The organism is Aminobacter sp. Y103A, from assembly GCF_030294925.1.
GTDB classification, from domain to species: Bacteria; Pseudomonadota; Alphaproteobacteria; order Rhizobiales; family Rhizobiaceae; genus Aminobacter; species Aminobacter ciceronei.
Map to the genome: position 1 here is coordinate 465,772 of NZ_AP017986.1, position 18,695 is coordinate 484,466.

At 64.0% G+C, this 18,695-nt stretch carries 16 protein-coding genes; 10 read left to right on the plus strand and 6 right to left on the minus strand.

Annotated features, from left to right (window positions below; genetic code table 11):
- The first annotated feature begins 25 nt into the window (after positions 1-25).
- The 3 genes from Amn_RS02175 (at position 26) to Amn_RS02185 (ending at position 3,363) form a co-directional block, all read left to right on the plus strand.
- The gene (locus tag Amn_RS02175; protein WP_067954992.1) at positions 26-1,039 is read left to right on the plus strand and encodes a 2Fe-2S iron-sulfur cluster-binding protein; all 1,014 of its coding nucleotides are present in this window, start codon (positions 26-28) and stop codon (positions 1,037-1,039) included.
- A gap of 29 nt (positions 1,040-1,068) precedes the next feature.
- A complete protein-coding gene (locus tag Amn_RS02180) occupies positions 1,069-2,628 on the plus strand; it encodes a carboxylesterase/lipase family protein (RefSeq protein ID WP_067954990.1) in 1,560 nt (519 codons plus the stop codon).
- A 93-nt stretch (positions 2,629-2,721) separates the two neighbouring features.
- Positions 2,722-3,363, plus strand: a complete 642-nt coding sequence (locus tag Amn_RS02185; protein ID WP_067954987.1) for a GntR family transcriptional regulator — start codon at positions 2,722-2,724, stop codon at positions 3,361-3,363.
- An 11-nt stretch (positions 3,364-3,374) separates the two neighbouring features.
- On the opposite strand, the gene Amn_RS02190 is transcribed toward Amn_RS02185, so the two are convergent.
- Complete coding sequence (locus tag Amn_RS02190; RefSeq protein WP_067965786.1) at positions 3,375-4,394, minus strand: LacI family DNA-binding transcriptional regulator; 1,020 nt, start codon at positions 4,392-4,394, stop codon at positions 3,375-3,377.
- 356 nt (positions 4,395-4,750) lie between these two features.
- Between Amn_RS02190 and Amn_RS02195 the strand changes: the two genes are divergently transcribed.
- From Amn_RS02195 to Amn_RS02215, 5 genes are all read left to right on the plus strand, one after another.
- The gene (locus tag Amn_RS02195) at positions 4,751-6,106 is read left to right on the plus strand and encodes an ABC transporter substrate-binding protein (protein WP_067954985.1); all 1,356 of its coding nucleotides are present in this window, start codon (positions 4,751-4,753) and stop codon (positions 6,104-6,106) included.
- 214 nt (positions 6,107-6,320) lie between these two features.
- Entirely contained in the window at positions 6,321-7,337 is a 1,017-nt protein-coding gene (locus Amn_RS02200) for a carbohydrate ABC transporter permease (protein ID WP_067965784.1), read from the plus strand.
- A gap of 1 nt (position 7,338) precedes the next feature.
- Positions 7,339-8,493: a carbohydrate ABC transporter permease gene (locus tag Amn_RS02205; RefSeq protein WP_067954984.1), complete on the plus strand. Its 1,155-nt coding sequence runs from the start codon at positions 7,339-7,341 to the stop codon at positions 8,491-8,493.
- Positions 8,494-8,510: 17 nt separating this feature from the next.
- On the plus strand, positions 8,511-10,163 hold the full coding sequence (gene bglA / locus Amn_RS02210) for a beta-galactosidase BglA (RefSeq protein ID WP_371746536.1): 1,653 nt from the start codon (positions 8,511-8,513) through the stop codon (positions 10,161-10,163).
- A gap of 27 nt (positions 10,164-10,190) precedes the next feature.
- The gene (locus Amn_RS02215; RefSeq protein WP_286294442.1) at positions 10,191-11,303 is read left to right on the plus strand and encodes an ABC transporter ATP-binding protein; all 1,113 of its coding nucleotides are present in this window, start codon (positions 10,191-10,193) and stop codon (positions 11,301-11,303) included.
- 128 nt (positions 11,304-11,431) lie between these two features.
- On the opposite strand, the gene Amn_RS02220 is transcribed toward Amn_RS02215, so the two are convergent.
- The 4 genes from Amn_RS02220 to Amn_RS02235 are packed head-to-tail and all read right to left on the minus strand — an operon-like array spanning position 11,432 to position 14,848.
- Positions 11,432-12,274, minus strand: a complete 843-nt coding sequence (locus Amn_RS02220) for a metal ABC transporter permease (protein ID WP_286294443.1) — start codon at positions 12,272-12,274, stop codon at positions 11,432-11,434.
- Positions 12,271-13,131, minus strand: coding sequence for a metal ABC transporter permease (locus Amn_RS02225; protein WP_067954976.1), 861 nt, complete (start codon positions 13,129-13,131; stop codon positions 12,271-12,273). Before Amn_RS02225 ends, Amn_RS02220 begins: the two co-directional genes overlap by 4 nt.
- Positions 13,128-14,039, minus strand: coding sequence for a manganese/iron ABC transporter ATP-binding protein (locus tag Amn_RS02230; RefSeq protein WP_502874746.1), 912 nt, complete (start codon positions 14,037-14,039; stop codon positions 13,128-13,130). The genes Amn_RS02225 and Amn_RS02230 overlap by 4 nt, the downstream gene beginning before the upstream one ends.
- The gene (locus Amn_RS02235; protein ID WP_246340588.1) at positions 14,036-14,848 is read right to left on the minus strand and encodes a metal ABC transporter substrate-binding protein; all 813 of its coding nucleotides are present in this window, start codon (positions 14,846-14,848) and stop codon (positions 14,036-14,038) included. Before Amn_RS02235 ends, Amn_RS02230 begins: the two co-directional genes overlap by 4 nt.
- Positions 14,849-15,450: 602 nt before the next feature.
- Here Amn_RS02235 and Amn_RS02240 point away from each other — a divergent pair.
- The gene (locus Amn_RS02240; protein WP_067954969.1) at positions 15,451-15,891 is read left to right on the plus strand and encodes a Fur family transcriptional regulator; all 441 of its coding nucleotides are present in this window, start codon (positions 15,451-15,453) and stop codon (positions 15,889-15,891) included.
- 134 nt (positions 15,892-16,025) lie between these two features.
- Entirely contained in the window at positions 16,026-17,444 is a 1,419-nt protein-coding gene (gene gnd, locus Amn_RS02245) for an NADP-dependent phosphogluconate dehydrogenase (protein WP_286294445.1), read from the plus strand.
- Between the two features lie 127 nt (positions 17,445-17,571).
- Here the strand turns inward: gnd and Amn_RS02250 are convergent, their stop codons facing one another.
- Complete coding sequence (locus Amn_RS02250) at positions 17,572-18,660, minus strand: LacI family transcriptional regulator (protein ID WP_154384540.1); 1,089 nt, start codon at positions 18,658-18,660, stop codon at positions 17,572-17,574.
- Between the last annotated feature and the right edge of the window lie 35 nt (positions 18,661-18,695).

Below are 18,695 nucleotides of genomic sequence, written 5' to 3' on the forward strand. Positions count from 1 at the left end.
CATCCCAACCGTAGTGGAGACATGGATGGACCATGTTGTGCGCGTCCTCGAAACCGAGGACCAGTTTACCGTTGCCTCCGAGGAATCCGTGCTGATGGCGGCGATCCGCCAGGGCGTACAACTGCTGCACGACTGCACCGAGGGTGGCTGCGGCACCTGCCGTATCAGGCTGATGGAAGGCTGCGTCCGCTATGAGGAATACCCGCTGGCGCTGTCCCCGGAGGACGAGGAAGAGGGCTTCGCCCTTGCCTGCCAGGCGCGGCCGGAGAGCGACCTGCTGATCTCGACCGAACGGCCGATGGAGCCGTGCTCCGCTCCAGAACGGTATACCGCGACCATCCAGTCTGTCCGCAATGTCGGCCGCGACGTCGTGCACCTGACGCTGGCACTTCCCGGCGCGGAACAGCTTGTCTACCGGCCAGGGCAATATCTCAATGTGCTGCTCGGCGACGGCAACAAGCGCAGCTTTTCGATGGCTTCGGTGCCCAACGGCAAGACCGTCGATCTGCACATCCGACGCGTACGTGACGGTCACTTCACCGCGGGCCAGTTGCCGCGGCTCGGCCCCGGCGACCGGCTTGACGTCGAGCTGCCGCATGGCCTGTTCTGCTGCCGCAAGGAGGATTTTCGCCCGTTGCTGATGGTAGCGACGGGCACGGGGCTGGCGCCGATCAAGAGCATACTGGAATCGCTGATGGACGATCCCGACTGCCCGCCTGTGTCGCTCTATTGGGGCATGCGTACCGAGGACGACCTCTATCTGCATGACGAGATCCAGTCCTGGGCCGAGCGTCTGTGTGATTTCCAGTATGTGCCGGTGCTGTCGCGGCCCGGTCCGGGCTGGCAAGGGCGGCAAGGCTATGTCCAGGAGGTCGCCGCCGAGGACATCGGCGATTTTTCCGAGCACGCGATCTACATGTGCGGCTCGCCCAAGATGATTTCGAGCGCCAGGAAACTGTTCGTCGAGAACGGCGCCAATCCCGGCTTCATCTACGCCGACGCCTTCAATTTCCAGCACACGCTCGTGCCGGCCGAGTAGCGGCGAACGGCTGGTAGGGCGAGGGCAGCATGGAGATCGCAGTCGAAACGCCCGCCGGCAGCCTCGCCGGGCAACGGCATGACGGCGTCGACCGGTTCCTCGGCATTCCCTATGCGGCGGCGCCCGTCGGTGCTCTGCGGTTGCGGTCGCCAAGGCCAGTGCCTGGTTGGGCCGGCATACGGCGTGTCGACCACATCGGTCCGGCGGCACCGCAGCATCTCGCCGGCAGCCAGACCTGGCTCAACGAGCCGATCGCCTGCATGGACGAGGACTGCTTGACGCTGAATGTCTGGGCGCCTGCCGATGCCTGCGATGCGCCGGTGCTGGTCTGGTTCCATGGCGGGGCGACGCGTAATGGCCATGGCGGCGCTGCCGCCTGTGACGGTTTTCGCCTCGCCCGCGAACACGGCATCGTCGTCGTCACCGTCAACTACCGTCTCGGCCCGCTGGGTGGTCTTGCCCATCCCGAACTCACCGACCCCGAAACCGGCACATGCGCCAACTGGGGCATGCAGGACAAGATCGCGAGCCTGCGCTGGCTGCGCGACAGCATCGCCGGCTTCGGCGGCGATCCGCGCAAGATGACGATAGCTGGCCAATCCTCTGGCGCCGCCAATGTCGTGCTGATCGCGCAGAACCCGGACTGTGAGGGGCTGTTTTGCGGTGTCATCGCCCAAAGCCCTCCGCTGTTCCAACCGCCAATGTTCGTCGGGCTCGACGATGCCGCCGAATACACCGAGGCGGTGGCTGCGGCACTGGGCACCTCGGTCGCCGGCCTGCGCGATCTCGACGGTTCCGACCTCGTCCGCCGCGAAGCTGCGCTGCTGCGCGATGTCGACTTCACCAGACGGTTCCCCCGGCCGCGCACCGCGCCCACGCTCGATGGCAGGTTGGTGCATGCCTGGCCGCATGACGGGGTGCTCGCCGACGTGCCGCTGCTGATCGGTTTCACCCGCGACGAGGCCAGGTTCTGGTATGACCTCGCTCTGCCCGACGGCACCAGGCTTTCGGCACTGACGCCGCCCGAACCGGGTGCACCATTCGAAGCGGCGCTGGCGCGGCTGATTGCGCTGCATTACCCGTTCGAGCCCACGCCTTCGCCCGCGGCGACCTTCGCCGCCTATGGCTTTGCCATGCCGGATGCCGGCTCCGCCGCGATCTGGCTCGCCATCTACTCCGACCTCGTCTTCCGCGCGCCGATCTTGCAGTATGCAACGCGCCATGCGCGGCGCGGCTCGCCCGCTTTCCTCTACGATTTCGCCTGGCCGCTCGCCGTGACCGGCGGCACGCCGCACGCCGCCTGCGTGCCGTTCGTCTTCGGCACCCACCGGCATCCGCATCTTGCGCCCAAGATCGGCGTCGATGTCGATGCCACCGTCGCCGCCGCGATGGCTGCCTGGGCGACCTTCATTCGCCACGGCACGCCGGCAACGCCAACTCACGATTGGCCGGGTCTCAACCCCGGGTTGCCATTGGACGCCGCGGAGGCGATGAGCATCGGCCGCGACGGTATGCTGTTTGGGCCACTCCATGGCGCAAACCGGCTCGCGTCGTGGCCTGCAATGCAGCAGATGGGCGATGCGGATTGAATATTGTACTCCAAAGCCCGGACGCTATATCATCCCGCACAAGGCGTTGCTTCCGCAGGTTGATTCGACCCTTGCCACAGGAAGTGTAAGACCATGACCGTCGTACTCGGGGAAATCCACGCTCCGCTCACCAAGCTGATCACCGCCGCCTTGCGCGAGCGCATCGTCAGCGGCGAAATCGGCGTCGGCGAAAGATTGGTCGAGGGCCGCCTTTCCGAGGAGATGGGCGTGTCGCGCATGCCGGTACGCGAGGCGCTGCGCGAGCTCGCCGCCGAAGGCATCGTCACCATCGAGCCGCGACGCGGCGCTTCCGTCACCGTCTTCAGCGAGGAGCAGAAGCGCGAGCTGGTCGAGGTTCGCGCCACGCTCGAGGCGCTCAACGCCAAGCTCGCGGCAAAGCGCCACGATCCCGAACAGATCGCCGCCCTGCAGCGCATCCTCGACGACGGCGCCAAGCTCGCCGACACCGACGATCCGGTGCTGCTGTCGCGCCAGAACACCGAGTTCCACGAGGCGCTGGCAACCGTCGCCGCCAATTCCGTGCTGCAGGACATGGTGCGCTCGCTGCGCGACCGCACGGTCATGCTGTTCGCGCCGATCAGCAAGCGCCGCGGCCGCCAGAACTGGGAAGAACATGCCGGCATCCTGCGGGCGGTGATCGCCGGAGACAGCGAACTCGCCGCCCTGCTGGCCGCCCGCCACGTCTACAACGCCGCCGAGATGCCGCAGGAATAGCCTGCGCGTTCCTACCTCGCGCCCGAAATAGATCCGCGCACCACCAGGTCGACCGGCCAGACCTCGCCGCGTGCGCCGTCTTCCACCCCCGAAATGCGCGCCGCCAGCCTTTCGGCGACGCGGGCGCCCGCGGCGCGGATCGACGAGCGTGTCGTCGTCAGCGGCACCGAAAAATGCTCCGGCTTCAGCCAGTGGAACACGTCGTCGTGGCTGACCAGCGAGAGATCCCGTGGCATCGAGAGATTGAGGTCGCGCGCCGCGCGTACGATGCCAAGCGCCATCAGCAGGCTGGAGCAGACGATCGCCGTCGGCGCCTCCGGCCCCTCGAGCAACCGCCGCGCGGCGCGGTAGCCGTTTTCCTCGGTCATGATCTCCGAACGGATGTTCTTCGGCTCCAGCACCAGCCCGCTTTCGGCCAGCGCTCGCCTCACGCCGCGCTCGCGGAAGATGGCGAAGGTCTGGGTGTCGTCGCCATTGATCAGCGCCACCCGCTTGTGACCGAGCTGGACGAGCAGCCGCGTCGCGTCATGAAAGGCGCCTTCATTGTCGATGTCGATGAACGGATAGTCGAAATCGAGGCCTTCGCTGCGGCCATGCACGATGAAGGGGATGCCGAGCTGGTGGGCAAGCGCCACGCGCTTGTCGGCATTGTAGGGCGCCGAGATATAGAGCGCGTCGACCTGCTTGTTGGCGACGATGCGCCGGTAAGTGGTTTCTTCGTCCTGGGCATCCGCCGGGCTCAGCACAAGATCGAGTTCGTGGCCGCGGGCATAGTCGCCGAGGCCGGAGAGAAATTCGACGAAATGCGGATCGATGTCGACCGAGGCTCCCGTAGGCATGACATAGCCGATCATCCCGGCCTTGCCGGTCGCCAGCCGGCGCGCACTCGGGTTCGGCCGGTAGCCGTGGCGCTTGGCGGCATCGGTAACCCGCCGACGCGTCTCCTCGCTGACCTCGGGATAGCCGTTCAGCGCACGACTCACCGTCGTCTGCGAGAGTTCGAGCATCAGCGACAATTGCTTGAGGTTCACCTCGGCTCCGATTCTCAAAGCGCTTTCAATCGGGCTTCTGCCTGATGTCGGGCGAAGCAGCTGCGTGTTGCCGGCAAGAATAGCTGCCGAATTGCTTGCTTTGAAGCGAAATCTACTCGTGCGGCACCCAAAAAGCATGCTGCAGCGCACACTGCTGTCGAATTTAAATCGATTAGTTGAGCGAGCCTCTTGACTCCTGACAATTCCGGTGGCGTGATGCGGCAATCCAAAGCGCTTTGAAATGCCGTTGCGTGAAGCAGTTGCAGCTCATGCAAGTCTGGGGCACAGTTCGGGGCGGTGCAGGCGGGCGGAATGGAGGTTCCGTCCGGAGTTTTCGATCCACTGGGAGGAAGACCATGAGGAAGACCCTGTTGCTGGGCGTGGCTTTTGCCGCCGTCGCCCTGAGCGCGCCCGCTTCGGCGGAGCTGAAGTTCAAACCGGGCGAGGACGCCCGCTTCACCTGGGCAAATTTCGACGAACTCAAGAAGGTCGACCTGAAGGGCGAGACGCTCTCGATCTTCGGGCCATGGCGCGGTGAAGACGAGGCACTGGCCCGTTCGGTGCTCGACTATTTCAGCGAGGCCACCGGCGCGACGATCAACTACTCGTCGTCCGAGAACTACGAACAGCAGATCGTCATCGACACCCAGGCTGGCAGCCCGCCCAACATCGCCATCCTGCCGCAGCCGGGCCTGATCCAGGATCTGGCCTCCAAGGGCCTGCTGACGCCGCTCGACGAGGGCACTGCCAATTTCATCAAGGAGAACTACGGCGCCGGCCAGTCCTGGGTCGATCTTGGCACCTACAAGGACAAGGACGGCAAGCCCGGCTTTTACGGCTTCCCGTTCAAGGCCGACCTGAAGTCGCTGGTCTGGTATGTGCCGGAGAATTTTGAGGAAGCCGGCTACGAGGTTCCCAAGACCTGGGAAGAGATGCAGGCGCTGACCGACAAGATCGTCGCCGATGGCGGCGTGCCGTGGTGCATCGGTCTGGGTTCGGGTGGCGCCACCGGCTGGCCGGCCACCGACTGGGTCGAAGACATCATGCTGCGCACCCAGGCGCCCGACGTCTATGACAAGTGGACCAGGAACGAGATTCCGTTCAACGATCCGGCCGTCGTCAACGCGCTCGACATCTTCGCCAAGATCGCCACCAACGACAAATATGTCGATGGCGGCAAGGCGGCGGTCGCCGCGACCGACTTCCGCGACAGCCCGAAGGGCCTCTTTGCCGTGCCGCCGAAGTGCTACATGCACCGCCAGGCGTCGTTCATCTCGTCTTTCTTCCCGGAAGGCACCAAGCTCGGCGAGGATGCCGACTTCTTCTACCTGCCGCCCGTCGCCGCCAAGCCCGAGCTCGGCAATCCCGTACTCGGCGGCGGCACGCTGTTCACCATCGCCAAGGACTCCAAGGCCGCGCGTGCCTTCATCGACTTCCTGAAGATGCCGCTCGCCCACGAGATCTGGATGGCGCAGTCGGGCTTCCTGACCCCGCTCAAGACGGCGAACAAGGAAGCCTATGGCAACGAAGCGCTGAAGAAGCAGGGCGACATCCTGGTCAACGCCTCGACCTTCCGCTTCGACGGTTCCGACCTGATGCCGGGCAAGATCGGCGCCGGCGCCTTCTGGACCGGCATGATCGACCTCGTCGGAGGCAAGCCCGCAGCCGATGTCGCAGCCGACATCCAGAAGAGCTGGGACGCGATCAAGTAAGCGTTCAAGCTAGTCCCCTCGCCTTGCCGCTTCGCGGACGCCTTCCCCTCGTCGGGGGAGGCACCGGCGGCCCCGACCCGGTTCCCCCTCCCGCCGGGAGAGGTGCCCCGGCGTGTCGCGGAGAGCGGGTGAGGGGACTTCCTTTCAAGTCTGCGCGAACAAGTCCGTTGAAAAGGGCCCGTTGAAAAGGGTCGGTTGAAAGGGAATGCTTCCCATGACGGCACAGATACTTTCGGCCATTTTCACCATCATCGTCGGCGTCGGCGGTTGCGTCGTCTATTACTGGGGCGCCAACAAGATCCTCGACGCGGTCTTTCCCTCGCGCGGCGTTTCAGGCGCTGCCGCCGTCGACAATCTGCGTCGCCAGGGCCTGATCCGGCCATGGCTGTTCGTCGGCCCGGCGATGCTGATCGTCACCGTCTACCTTGTCTATCCGGTGATCGAGACACTCAGGCTGTCCTTCATGGACCGTGGCGGCGAGAACTTCGTCGGCCTTGCCAACTACAGCTGGGCCTTCGGCGACCGCGAGTTCCGCAATTCGATCTTCAACAACCTGTTGTGGCTCGCCGTCGTACCGGCTGCCTGCACCTTCTTCGGCCTGATCATCGCCGTGCTCACCGACAAGATCTGGTGGGGCAACATCGCCAAAAGCCTGGTCTTTCTGCCGCTCGCCATCTCTTTCGTCGGCGCCAGCGTCATCTGGAAGTTCGTCTATGAGTATCGGGCCGAGGGCCAGACCCAGATCGGCATCCTGAACGCCGCCGTGCAGTATCTCGGCGGCAATCCGCAGGTGTGGATCTCGACGCCGTTCTGGAACAACTTCTTTCTGATGGTCATCCTGATCTGGATCCAGACCGGCTTTGCCATGGTCATCCTGTCGTCTGCCCTGCGCGGCATTCCGGAGGAGACCATCGAGGCCGCCGTCATCGACGGCGCCAACCCGTTCCAGATTTTCTGGAAGATCATGGTGCCGCAGATCTGGGGCACGATCGCGGTCGTCTGGACCACCATCACCATCCTGGTGCTCAAGGTCTTCGACATCGTGCTGACCATGACCAACGGCCAGTGGAACAGCCAGGTGCTGGCCAATCTGATGTTCGACTGGATGTTCCGCGGTGGCGGCGACTTCGGCCGCGGTGCGGCGATTGCCGTCATCATCATGCTCGCCGTCGTGCCGATCATGATCTGGAACATCCGCCAGGCCAATCGTGAAGGTGGGGGAGGACACTGACATGGCCAGTTCAAGGGGAAAATCCTTCATCGGCCGCTTCGGCGTCCACATCGCGGTGCTGGTCTTCGTTGCCATCTGGACCATCCCGACGCTCGGCATCCTGGTCAGCTCGCTGCGCGACAAGGATCAGCTCATCGTCTCGGGCTGGTGGACGGCGTTGTCGACTTCGTCTCAGACCGAGGCCGGGCGCACCGACGCCGCCGACAAGCAGGTCGAGAAGGACGGCAAGTTCCTGATCATGGGCAATCTGTTCGGCGCCGGCGACGCACGCACCGTGACCGCCTTCGGCACCAAGGCGCAGCAGCCGACGCAATTCGAAGCCGGCACTGCCGCCGACCTCGGCGAGGGCGTGACGCTTCAGGTCAATGACGACGGCTCCTACGTGATGTCGTCGCCCAAGGCCTTCGAGATCACCCGTGGCCAGCGTGTCTATTTCTCGGCCTCGGCGCCGCCGCGCTTCACCACCGACAACTACCGCACAGTGCTGTTTTCGGAAGGCATCGGACGCTCCTTCATCAATTCGCTGACGGTCACCATTCCGGCGACAATCATTCCGATCCTGATCGCCGCCTATGCTGCCTATGCGCTTGCCTGGATGCGTTTTCCCGGCCGCGCGCTGCTGATCGCCGTCATCATCGGCCTGCTCGTCGTGCCGCTGCAGATGTCCCTCATTCCGCTGCTCAAGCTCTACAATGGCGTCGGCCTGTTCTTCGGCGTGCCTGCCAAGACCTATCTCGGCATATGGCTGGCGCATACAGGCTTCGGCTTGCCCTTCGCGATCTATCTCCTGCGCAGCTACATTGCCGGCCTGCCGCGCGAGATCATGGAATCGGCGCGCATCGACGGCGCCAGCGACTTCGAGATCTTCGTCAAGATCGTGCTGCCGCTGTCCTTTCCGGTGCTCGCCTCCTTTGCCATCTTCCAGTTCCTGTGGGTCTGGAACGATCTGCTGGTGGCGATGGTCTTCCTTGGCTCGGGCTCCGACCAGCTGGTGCTGACCGGCAAGCTCAATGCCCTGCTCGGTTCGCGTGGCGGCGACTGGGAAATCCTCACCACCTCGGCCTTCGTCACCATCATCGTGCCGTTGATCGTGTTCTTCTCGCTTCAACGTTATTTCGTCCGCGGCCTGCTCGCGGGCTCAGTCAAGGGAGGCTAGCTCAGATGCAAGCCGCAATGCGCAAGTTCGAAAACCCTGAAACCGCTGTCGATCGCGACTGGTGGCGCGGGGCGGTGATCTACCAGATCTACCCCCGCAGCTATCAGGATTCGAACGGCGACGGCATCGGCGACCTCAGGGGCATCATCGACCGGCTGCCGCACATCGCCTCCCTGGGTGCGGATGCCGTCTGGATCTCGCCCTTCTTCAAGTCGCCGATGAAGGATTTCGGCTACGACATTTCGGACTATCTCGACATCGACCCGATGTTCGGCACGCTCGCCGACTTCGACGCTATGATCGCAGAAGCCCACCGCCTCGGCCTCAAGGTGATGATCGACGGGGTCATCTCGCACACCTCCGATCTGCACGCCTGGTTCAAGGAAAGTCGCGCCAGCCGCGACAATGCCAAGGCCGACTGGTACGTGTGGGCCGACGCCAAGCCCGATGGCAGCCCGCCCAACAACTGGCTGTCGATCTTCGGCGGCTCTGCATGGCAGTGGGACACCAGGCGCATGCAGTATTACCTGCACAACTTCCTCGCCGAGCAGCCCGACCTCAACTTCCACAACCGCGACGTCCAGGACGCGCTGCTCGACGTTACCCGCTTCTGGCTCGACCGTGGCGTCGACGGTTTTCGTCTCGACACCATCAATTTCTACTTCCACTCGGCAGGCCTCGAGGACAATCCGGCGCTGCCGCCGGAACAGCGCAACGACCAGACGGCACCCGCGGTAAACCCCTACAATTTCCAGGACCACATCTACGACAAGAGCCGGCCGGAGAATCTTGAATTCCTCGCCCGCTTCCGCGCCGTGCTCGACGAGTATCCGGCGGCCGCAGCCGTTGGCGAAGTCGGCGATTCCCAGCGCGGTCTCGAGGTCGTGGCGTCCTACACCGCCGGCGGCGACAAGGTACAGATGTGCTACGCCTTCGACTTCCTGGCGCCGGAAAAGATCTCGGCCGCCAAGGTGCGCACGGTGCTCGAAGATTTCGGCAAGGCGGCCAGCGACGGTTGGTCGTGCTGGGCCTTCTCCAACCACGACGTCGTCCGCCACGCCTCGCGCTGGGGCATGGGCGAGGCCGACCGCACCGCCTATCTCAAAGTGATCTCGGCGCTTCTGATGTCGCTGCGCGGTTCGGTCTGCATCTATCAGGGCGAGGAGCTTGGCCTGACCGAAGCCAGCCTCACCTTCGAGGATCTGCAGGACCCTTACGGCATCCGCTTCTGGCCCGAGTTCAAGGGCCGCGACGGCTGCCGCACGCCAATGGTGTGGAATAAGGACGCCGTCAATGGCGGCTTCTCCCGGGCGAAGCCCTGGCTGCCGGTGCCCGCGGATCATCTGGCGAAGGCTGTCGACACCCAGGAGGGTGATGCGGCCTCGCTGCTTGAGCACTACCGGCGCTTCCTGGCCTTCCGCCGTTCACATCCGGCGCTCGCCAAGGGCGAGATCGCCTTCCTCAAGGCAGAAGACGACGTCGTCGCCTTCACCCGTCGCGAAGGCAACGAGGAGGTCGTCTGCGTCTTCAATCTTGGCAGCGCGCCGGCTAACATCGACCTCGGAGGTCGTGGTCTGCAGCCCTTGCCGGGGCATGGGCTCGATGGAAATGCCAACGCCGGCGCAGTCCGGCTCGGTGGTTACGGCGCCTGGTTCGGGCGCTTCGTCTGACCGCAAATTAGGTACTGGGAGGAAACCATGGCCGATCTAACGCTCAGGGACGTCAAGAAGTCATACGGCAATCTCAACATTCTTCATGGCATCGACCTCGACATCAAGTCGGGCGAGTTCATCGTTTTCGTCGGCCCTTCGGGCTGCGGGAAGTCGACGCTGTTGCGTTCGATCGCAGGCCTGGAGGAGATCACCGGCGGTGAACTGTACATCGCCGGCGAGAAGGTCAACGACGTGCCGCCGTCCAAGCGCGGTATCGCCATGGTGTTCCAGTCCTACGCGCTCTATCCGCACATGACCGTCTACGACAACATGGCGTTCGGCATGAAGATCGCTGGCGAGAGCAAGGCCGAGATCGACAAGCGGGTGCGCGCCGCGGCCGAAATCCTGCAGCTGACCAAATATCTGGACCGCCTGCCCAAGGCGATGTCCGGCGGCCAGCGTCAGCGTGTCGCCATCGGCCGCGCCATCGTGCGCAACCCGAAGGTCTTCCTCTTCGACGAGCCGCTGTCCAACCTGGATGCCGCCTTGCGCGTCGCCACCCGCATCGAGATTGCCAAGCTCAAGGAATCGATGCCCAACACAACGATGATCTACGTCACCCACGACCAGGTCGAGGCGATGACGCTGGCCGACCGGATCGTCGTGCTCAAGGATGGCCGCATCGAGCAGGTCGGTTCGCCGATGGAGCTCTACAAGCATCCCGGCAATCTGTTCGTCGCCCAGTTCATCGGCTCGCCGGCGATGAACATCGTTGCCGGTACCATCGAAAGGACGGGCGAGACGAGCGTCGTCAGCCATGTCGGTGGCCACAAGAGCTCTGTTCCGGTGGCGACGCCCTCTGAGGCCCAGGGCAAGCCAGTAAGCTTCGGCGTGCGACCCGAGGATCTCTATGTTGCGACCGGTGACGACTACCTGTTCGAGGGGCTCGTCGACTATGTCGAGCAGCTCGGCGAGGTCCAACTGGTCTATGTCGACATCGGTCGCGCGGACCAGCCGCTGGTGGCCAAGCTGCCCGGCAATGTCGAGGTCAAGCGCGGTGCCAAGATTCGGCTCGCCGCCAGTCCCGACGAACTGCATATCTTCGACAGTGAGGGTCATTCCTTTGCCCGCCGCCGGCTGGCGGCTGCAGCTGCGTAAACGCCTTGCCGTCCCCTTTGCAGGGAGGGTGACCCGAAAAGGCCGGGCGTGGGTGAGCGTGGGAACTCCTACGCCCAACCCGCTCGGCTCTGTTGCTCGGCCCTCCCCACAAGGGGAAGGTATGCTGTTCACTCTACCGCCACCTGTTTCTGCCTGATCGCCGTCCGCCGCTTGGAGACAAAGAACGCCGCGACGAATGTCAGGCTCATCAGCAGCACAATGGTTGGCGCCGGCGCGCTGTCGATGAAGAAGCTGAGATAGACGGCCGACAACGAGCAAGACACCGCCACCAGCACTGACACCATAAGCATGCGCTCGAAGCGGTCGGTGAGCAGGTAGGCGATTGCGCCGGGGGCGATCAGCATGGCAATGGCGATGATGATGCCGACGGCCTTCAGCGCGCCGACGATGGTCAAAGACAGTATCGTCAGCAGCCCATAATGCAGCAGCCTGACCGGCAGGCCGATGGCCTGCGCGTGCTGTGGGTCGAAGGCATGCAGCAACAGGTCGCGGCGGAAGAAGCCGATGGCACCTGTTGCCACCAGCGCGATGGCTGCCGTCTGGCCGACATCGCTCCAGCTCACGCCGAGCATGTCGCCGAACAGAATATGGTCGAGATGCACGTCGGTCTGGATCTTCGTGTAGAGCACGATGCCGAGGCCAAACATGCCGGAGAAGACGATGCCCATGACGGTGTCTTCCTTGATCCGGCTGTTCTGCTTGAGATAGCCGGTCGCCAGCGCGCAGGTCATGCCGGCGGCAAAGGCGCCGACCGCCAGCGGCAGGCCGGCGATGTAGGCCAGCACGACGCCGGGCAACACCGCATGGCTGATGGCGTCACCCATCAGCGACCAGCCCTTGAGCACCAGGAAGCAAGACAACAGTGCCATTGGCACCGCAACCAAAAGCGAGATGGCGAAAGCCTGCTGCATGAACGGGAAGGCGAAGGGCAGGGCGAGGGTTTCGATCATGCCCCAGCCTCCAGTTCCAGCCGCGCCCGTCGCCGCGCCGCAAGCAATCCGTGCTTGGGTGCGAAGACGAAGGCGACCAGGAAGATCAGCGTCTGCGCCACCACGATGATGCCGCCGGTCGCGCCGTCCAGAAAGTAGCTGGCATAGGCGCCGGCAAAGCTGGTCACGCTGCCGATCGCCACGCTGATGACGATCAACCGGGGAAACCGGTCGGTGAGCAGATAGGCCGTCGCCCCCGGCGTCACCACCATCGCGATGACCAGGAAGGCGCCCACTGTCTGCAAAGCCGCCACCGTTGAGGCCGACAGCAGCATGAAAAACAGCACCTTGAGCAAATCAGGGTTCAGCCCGATCGAGCGCGCGTGGTTCTCATCGAAGAAGGCGACCATCAGGTCTTTCCATTTGGCGAGCAGGATCGCCAGCGAAATGCCGCCGATCAGGACAAGCTGCAACGTGTCGGAAGGCGTCACCGCCAGGATGTTGCCGAGCACGATGGTCTGGATGTTCACCGAGGCCGGCGACAGCGAGATCATGAACAGGCCAAGCCCGAAGAAGGAGGTGAAGATCAGCCCGATGATGGCGTCCTCCTTCAGCTTGGTGCGCTGGTTGAGAAACAGCATGGCGCCCGCCGCCAGCCCGCCCGACAGGAACGCGCCGAGCGCGAAGGGCAGGCCGAGCATGTAGGCGCCGGCGACGCCTGGGACAATCGAATGCGAAAGCGCGTCGCCGATCAGCGACCAGCCCTTGAGCATCAGATAGGCCGACAGGAAGGCGCAGACGCCGCCGACGAGTGCAGACACCCACATGGCGTTGAGCATGTAGCCGTAGCCGAACGGCTCGATCAGCGTGGAGATCATTTCCGGCGCCCACCCGATTTGTCGGCCCGATCATTGCCGTTTCCGTCGCCATAGATGACGAAGGGTCGCTCGTCGTCGGTCAGCACCGTCACCTGTCGCGTATCGGCATCGTCATGCAGTTCGGAGCCGCCGAGGATGAACTGGCGCAGCACGCCGCCGAAGGCCTTTTCGAGGTTGGCCTTGGTGAAGGTTTCAGAAGTCGGCCCGGCCGCCAGAACGGTCCGGTTGATCAGGACGGCGCGGTCGCAGAAGCGTGGCACAGAACCCAGGTTGTGGGTCGACACCAGCATCACCCGACCTTCGTCGCGCAGGCCCTGCAAAAGCGCGATGATCGCCTCTTCGGTGCGCACGTCGACGCCGGTGAAGGGTTCGTCGAGCAGGATGAGTTCGCCCTCCTGCGCCAGCGCGCGGGCCAGGAATACACGCTTCTTCTGCCCGCCCGACAGTTCGCCGATCTGGCGCTTGCGGAAGTCGGCCATGCCAACGCGTTCGAGCGCTGCGTCCGCCGCCTCGCGGTCGATGCCGCGCGTCATGCGGAGGAAATTCATGTGGCCATAGCGGCCCATCATGACGACATCCTCGACAAGGACTGGAAAATTCCAGTCGACGTCCTCGCTTTGCGGCACATAGGCGACGAGGTTTTTCCTCAGCGCTTCGCGTGCCGGCTGGCCTAAAATCTCGACGCTGCCTGACGCCAGCGGCACGAAGCCCATGATCGATTTGAACAGGGTCGACTTGCCCGAGCCGTTGACGCCGACGAGCGCGGTGATGGTGCCGCGCGGAATGGCGAATGAGGCGTTGCGCAAGGCGGTGTGGCCGTTGCGGTAGGTCACCGAGATATTGGAGACGTTGAGCCCGTCGCCCGGGGCGGCCTCCGCCTGGGGCCGCCCTTTCATGGGTGCAGTCATTGGGTCAGTCCCTTGACGATGGTCTGAGTGGTGACGCTCAACAGGTCGAGATAGGTCGGCACCGGGCCGCTCTCATCGCTCAGCGAGTCGACATAGAGCACGCCGCCATATTTTGCCCCGGTCTCGCGTGCGACCTGCTCGGCAGGCTTCGACGACACGGTGCTTTCGCTGAACACGGCCGGAATGCCGTTGGCCTTGACGAGGTCGATCACCTTGCGCACCTGCTGGGGAGTGCCTTGCTGGTCGGCATTGATCGGCCAAAGATAGACCTCCTTCAGCCCGAAGTCGCGCGCCAGGTAGGAGAAGGCGCCTTCACTGGTGGCGAGCCAGCGGCGCTCGGCAGGGATGGTCTCGATGGCCTTGTGAATCGGCGCCACCGTCGCCTTGATCTTCTCGGCATAGGCGGCGGCGTTCCTGGCGTAGACCTCGGCGTTTTCAGGGTCTTTCTCGGCGAAGGCCTTGCGAATGTTCTCGACATAGATCAGCGCCGCCTCTGGAGACATCCAGGCATGCGGGTTGGGCTTGCCCGTATAGGGACCCTCGGCGATGCCCATCGGCACAACGCCATCGGAGACGACGGCCTGGCTGACGCCGTCGAGGTTTTCGAAGAACTTCTGGAACCACAGTTCGAGGTTCAGGCCGTTCCACAAAACGAGGTCGGCCTTCTGGGCGCGCAGGATGTCGCCCGGCGTCGGCTGGTAGTTGTGAATCTCGGCATTGGGCTTGGTGATCGATTCCACCTCGGCTGCGTCGCCGGCGACGTTGCGGGCGATGTCGGCGATCACGGTGAAGGTGGTCACCACCTTCATCTTGCCGCCCGCCGCGCTGTCCTGAGAGCAGGCCGAAAGCCCGAGCGCCGCCGCAAGCAGAGCGATGGCGGCGAAGGTGGTGCGAAGTGCTGTCATGGTAATCCCGTTTCAGAATGCCGCACCGAAGGGGCGGCAGCTACGGTGCCTTACCTAATGGCAGTTGGTGCGCCTGTCAATGCAATTGCAAATCGTTTGCAAGTAGAGATGTGACTGTCGCTTACTGAACCTTCCGAAGTGGTCTTGTTGCGCGGGCGACGGCAGGCAGGATGGTCGATGCGTGGATAGCTTGTTGACGCTTTTAGCTTCTTTTTAGCTCCCACAGATCGGCTATGCCGCGATCCGTCCGATCGCCAGCGTCGCCAACATCTCGGGGCCTTTTTGATGCAACGTGGCAGAATGAGCGCCCCTGGCGACGAGACTAATCTCCCTCCTTGTGGGGGAGATGGCCGGCAGGCCATCACGGCGGGGAGGGTTGGCTTCGTATAGCGCGGGCCGTCTTCCACTTGCTCCCACGCGGGGGACACGCATCGCCCCACTTCACCTGGGGATGAACGGCGACATAATCTTTTGCAACTGAGTGTCATCTGGCACATAGTCGCGCCATGACGAAGACGCCTGTGAAACATGCTCCCAAGAAGCCGGACTACGAGAAAGCGCTGCGCAAGGCGGGCATCCGCATCACGCGGCCGCGCAAGATCATCCTTGGCATTCTGGGTGAAACTGAGGACCATCCCGACGCGCTGGAGATCTTCCGCCGCGCCGAACAGGTCGACAAGAGCATCTCGCTTTCGACAGTCTACCGCACCATGAAGTTGCTCGAGGAGATGGGGGCCATTCACCGCCATGCCTTCGAGGGCGGGCCATCGCGCTTCGAGCAGGCTGGCGGCGATCACCACGATCATCTCATCGACATGGACACCGGCGACGTCATCGAATTCCGCTCCGATCGCATCGAGCAGCTGCAGCAGGAAATCGCCCGCCAGCTCGGCTACGACATCGTCCATCACCGGCTCGAGCTCTACGGCCGCCGCCGCAAGGACTGATGACGCAAGGTCAGGCCACGACGAGTTGATCGACCGGCGACAAGGCGCGTCGGGCGGCGAGTTGACCTCGGCAAAAGCGCGGTCAATCATGCCGCGTCTTCGACGACAGCAATCAGCAGACAGGACCAGCGACCATGGAAAAAGCCGAAATCGGACTGATCGGATTGGGCACGATGGGCTCGAACCTGGCGCTGAACATCGCCGAAAAAGGCCATCGTATCGCCGTCTTCAATCGCACACCGGCCCGGACGCAGGCGTTTGTCGAATCGGCGGGCGCCTTGCGCGACATGGTCGTGCCCTGCGGCTCGATCGAGGAACTGGCCGCCGCCATCCGCCCGCCGCGACCGATCATCATCATGGTGCTGGCCGGCGATCCGGTCGACCAGCAGATCGCAGCCCTGCGCCCGGTTCTCGCCGCCAACGACATCATCATCGATGCCGGCAACGCCAATTTCCGCGACACGATGCGCCGCTTCGAGGAGCTCGACGGCTCGGGCCTGACCTTCATCGGCATGGGTGTCTCGGGCGGTGAAGAGGGCGCGCGCCACGGCCCCTCGATCATGGTCGGCGGCACGCCTGAATCCTATGCCCGCGTCGAGGACGTGCTGACCGCGATTTCGGCCAAGTACAAGGGCGAGCCCTGCGCCGCCTGGCTCGGGCCGAACGGCGCCGGCCATTTCGTCAAGACCATCCACAACGGCATCGAATATGCCGACATGCAGATGATCGCTGAGATCTACGGCATCCTGCGCGACGGGCTGTCGATGACGCCGAAGCAGATCGCGCCGGTCTTTGCCGGCTGGAACAAGGGCCGGCTCGAATCCTACCTGATCGAAATCACCGCATCGGTGCTCGAAGCCGACGATCCCAAGACCGGAAAGCCGGTGGTCGATATCATCCTCGACCGCGCCGGTCAGAAGGGCACCGGCAAGTGGTCGGTCATCGAGGCACAGCAGCTTGGCATCCCGGCGACAGCCATCGAAGCGGCGGTCGCGGCACGCGTGCTGTCGTCGATGAAGGATGAACGGCTGGCGGCGGAAAAGGCCTACGGCGCCAACACGCTGAAATTCGCCGGCAACAAGGACGAGGTACTCGGCGATCTCGAGCTTGCACTGTTTGCCGGCAAGATTGCTGCCTATGCGCAAGGCTTCGCCGTGATGGCCGGCGCGTCGAAGGAATTCGGCTGGAACCTGCCGATGCCGACCATCGCCAAGATCTGGCGCGCCGGTTGCATCATCCGTTCGCAGTTCCTCGACACCATCGCCGAAGCTTTCGGCAAGGCCGATCGGTCGACCAATCTTTTGATTGTGCCGGCCTTTGTCGAGATCATGGGCAAGGCGCATCCGTCGCTGCGCCGCATCGTCGCCCGCGCCGCCGAGGCCGGGCTGCCGGTGCCGGCGCTGTCGTCGGCGCTGGCCTATTTCGACGGCTATCGCCAGGGTCGCGGCTCGACCGATCTCACCCAGGCGCAACGCGATTTCTTCGGCGCTCACGGCTTCGAGCGCATCGACGAGCCGGGCGCGCACCACGGGCCGTGGGGCAGCGGCAGTTAGCGTCCTCAGGGAAGTGTCGGGCAGCGCTGCCCCTCATCCGCCTGCTGACAGCGTCTCCCGGTGAATGGGGAGACGGGAAGCTGCCGCGGCGCGGCCCCCCTCGCCACGTATACGGGGAGAGGGCTGCTCAGGTGGTGTCGTCTTTTCCTGATCCGGGTGTCTCGTAGGCCTCGACCGCCTTGGGCTTGCTGAGGCTCTGCAGGGCACCGATGTCGCGCCCGGCGATGCGGCCGAGCACGGCGCGGGCGAGTTCGGCGCCCGCCAGCCGCACGTCTTCATTGACGACGTAGAGCTGCGGTCTGAGCAGGTGCAGCAGTTTTGACGATTGCTTGGAAACGATGTCGACGTCCTGGCCGATCCGGAAGCCGGCCTCCTCGATGCCGGCGACCAGCGCGAAGGTGCCGGCCCCCGCGCCGCTGACGAAGGCATCTGGACGGTTGGGTCGGCGCATCAGCTCGACGGTCTGCTTTCGAATGTCCTCGATGGAATGGTCGACGGTGGCCATCGGGAACGGCACTTCGCTCAATCCGTGTTCCATCAGGGCGTCAGCGAAGCCGTCGCGCATGTGATGGTAGTAGCTGAGGTTCGAGGGCGGGGCGAGCAGCGCCAGGCGCTTGCGCCCGAGCGCTGCGAGCTTCTTCACCGCCTCGATTGAATAGGCATGGTTGTCGAAATCGTGGAACGCATGGTCGATGCCCATATGGGTGCGGCCATGGGTGGCAAAAGGCATGCCGCGCTCGGTCATGTAACGCACACGTTTGTCGTCGGGTTCGGTGCGCGAGATGATGACGCCGTCGGCCGACGCCGTCTCGACGACATAACGCACCGGCTCCAGCGGATCGTTGTTGCGCGAATAGGGTGTCACCACCAGGTGATAGGGAGTCTGCGCCAGCGCCTCGGAGATGCCGTAGATGAGGTCCGAGACGAAGCCGCCGACCTGCTCCTCGGTGTCGAGCACCAGGCTGATGACATTGGTCTTGCCGGTGCGCAGGCGCACGCCGGCGCGGTTTGGCCGGTAACCGATCTGGCGGGCGACGAGCTGCACGCGCTGCCTGGTCGCCGCGCCGATTTCGGGGGCGTCCTTGAGCGCGCGCGACACGGTGGTGACGCCGAGGCCGGTCATGAAGGCGATGGTCTTCAGCGTCGGCGGATTGGCCTCGCCGCCAGCGGCCTGGTCGGCATTTTCATCCGGCGGTGTCTTGTCGTTCATGGCCATTGCCCCACCGTGATCCCTGCTCGGCGCATATCGCA

Bases quoted from the DNA above. Each gene is read 5' to 3' on its own strand.
- bglA (WP_371746536.1), top strand. From the start codon at position 8,511: ATGCGCAAGTTCGAAAACCCTGAAACCGCTGTCGATCGCGACTGGTGG.
- Amn_RS02250 (WP_154384540.1), bottom strand. From the start codon at position 18,660: ATGGCCATGAACGACAAGACACCGCCGGATGAAAATGCCGACCAGGCC.
- Amn_RS02220 (WP_286294443.1), bottom strand. From the start codon at position 12,274: ATGATCGAAACCCTCGCCCTGCCCTTCGCCTTCCCGTTCATGCAGCAG.
- Amn_RS02200 (WP_067965784.1), top strand. From the start codon at position 6,321: ATGACGGCACAGATACTTTCGGCCATTTTCACCATCATCGTCGGCGTC.
- Amn_RS02235 (WP_246340588.1), bottom strand. From the start codon at position 14,848: ATGAAGGTGGTGACCACCTTCACCGTGATCGCCGACATCGCCCGCAAC.
- Amn_RS02205 (WP_067954984.1), top strand. From the start codon at position 7,339: ATGGCCAGTTCAAGGGGAAAATCCTTCATCGGCCGCTTCGGCGTCCAC.
- Amn_RS02185 (WP_067954987.1), top strand. From the start codon at position 2,722: ATGACCGTCGTACTCGGGGAAATCCACGCTCCGCTCACCAAGCTGATC.
- Amn_RS02195 (WP_067954985.1), top strand. From the start codon at position 4,751: ATGAGGAAGACCCTGTTGCTGGGCGTGGCTTTTGCCGCCGTCGCCCTG.
- Amn_RS02230 (WP_502874746.1), bottom strand. From the start codon at position 14,039: ATGACTGCACCCATGAAAGGGCGGCCCCAGGCGGAGGCCGCCCCGGGC.
- gnd (WP_286294445.1), top strand. From the start codon at position 16,026: ATGGAAAAAGCCGAAATCGGACTGATCGGATTGGGCACGATGGGCTCG.
- Amn_RS02180 (WP_067954990.1), top strand. From the start codon at position 1,069: ATGGAGATCGCAGTCGAAACGCCCGCCGGCAGCCTCGCCGGGCAACGG.
- Amn_RS02225 (WP_067954976.1), bottom strand. From the start codon at position 13,131: ATGATCTCCACGCTGATCGAGCCGTTCGGCTACGGCTACATGCTCAAC.
- Amn_RS02215 (WP_286294442.1), top strand. From the start codon at position 10,191: ATGGCCGATCTAACGCTCAGGGACGTCAAGAAGTCATACGGCAATCTC.
- Amn_RS02175 (WP_067954992.1), top strand. From the start codon at position 26: ATGGACCATGTTGTGCGCGTCCTCGAAACCGAGGACCAGTTTACCGTT.
- Amn_RS02240 (WP_067954969.1), top strand. From the start codon at position 15,451: ATGACGAAGACGCCTGTGAAACATGCTCCCAAGAAGCCGGACTACGAG.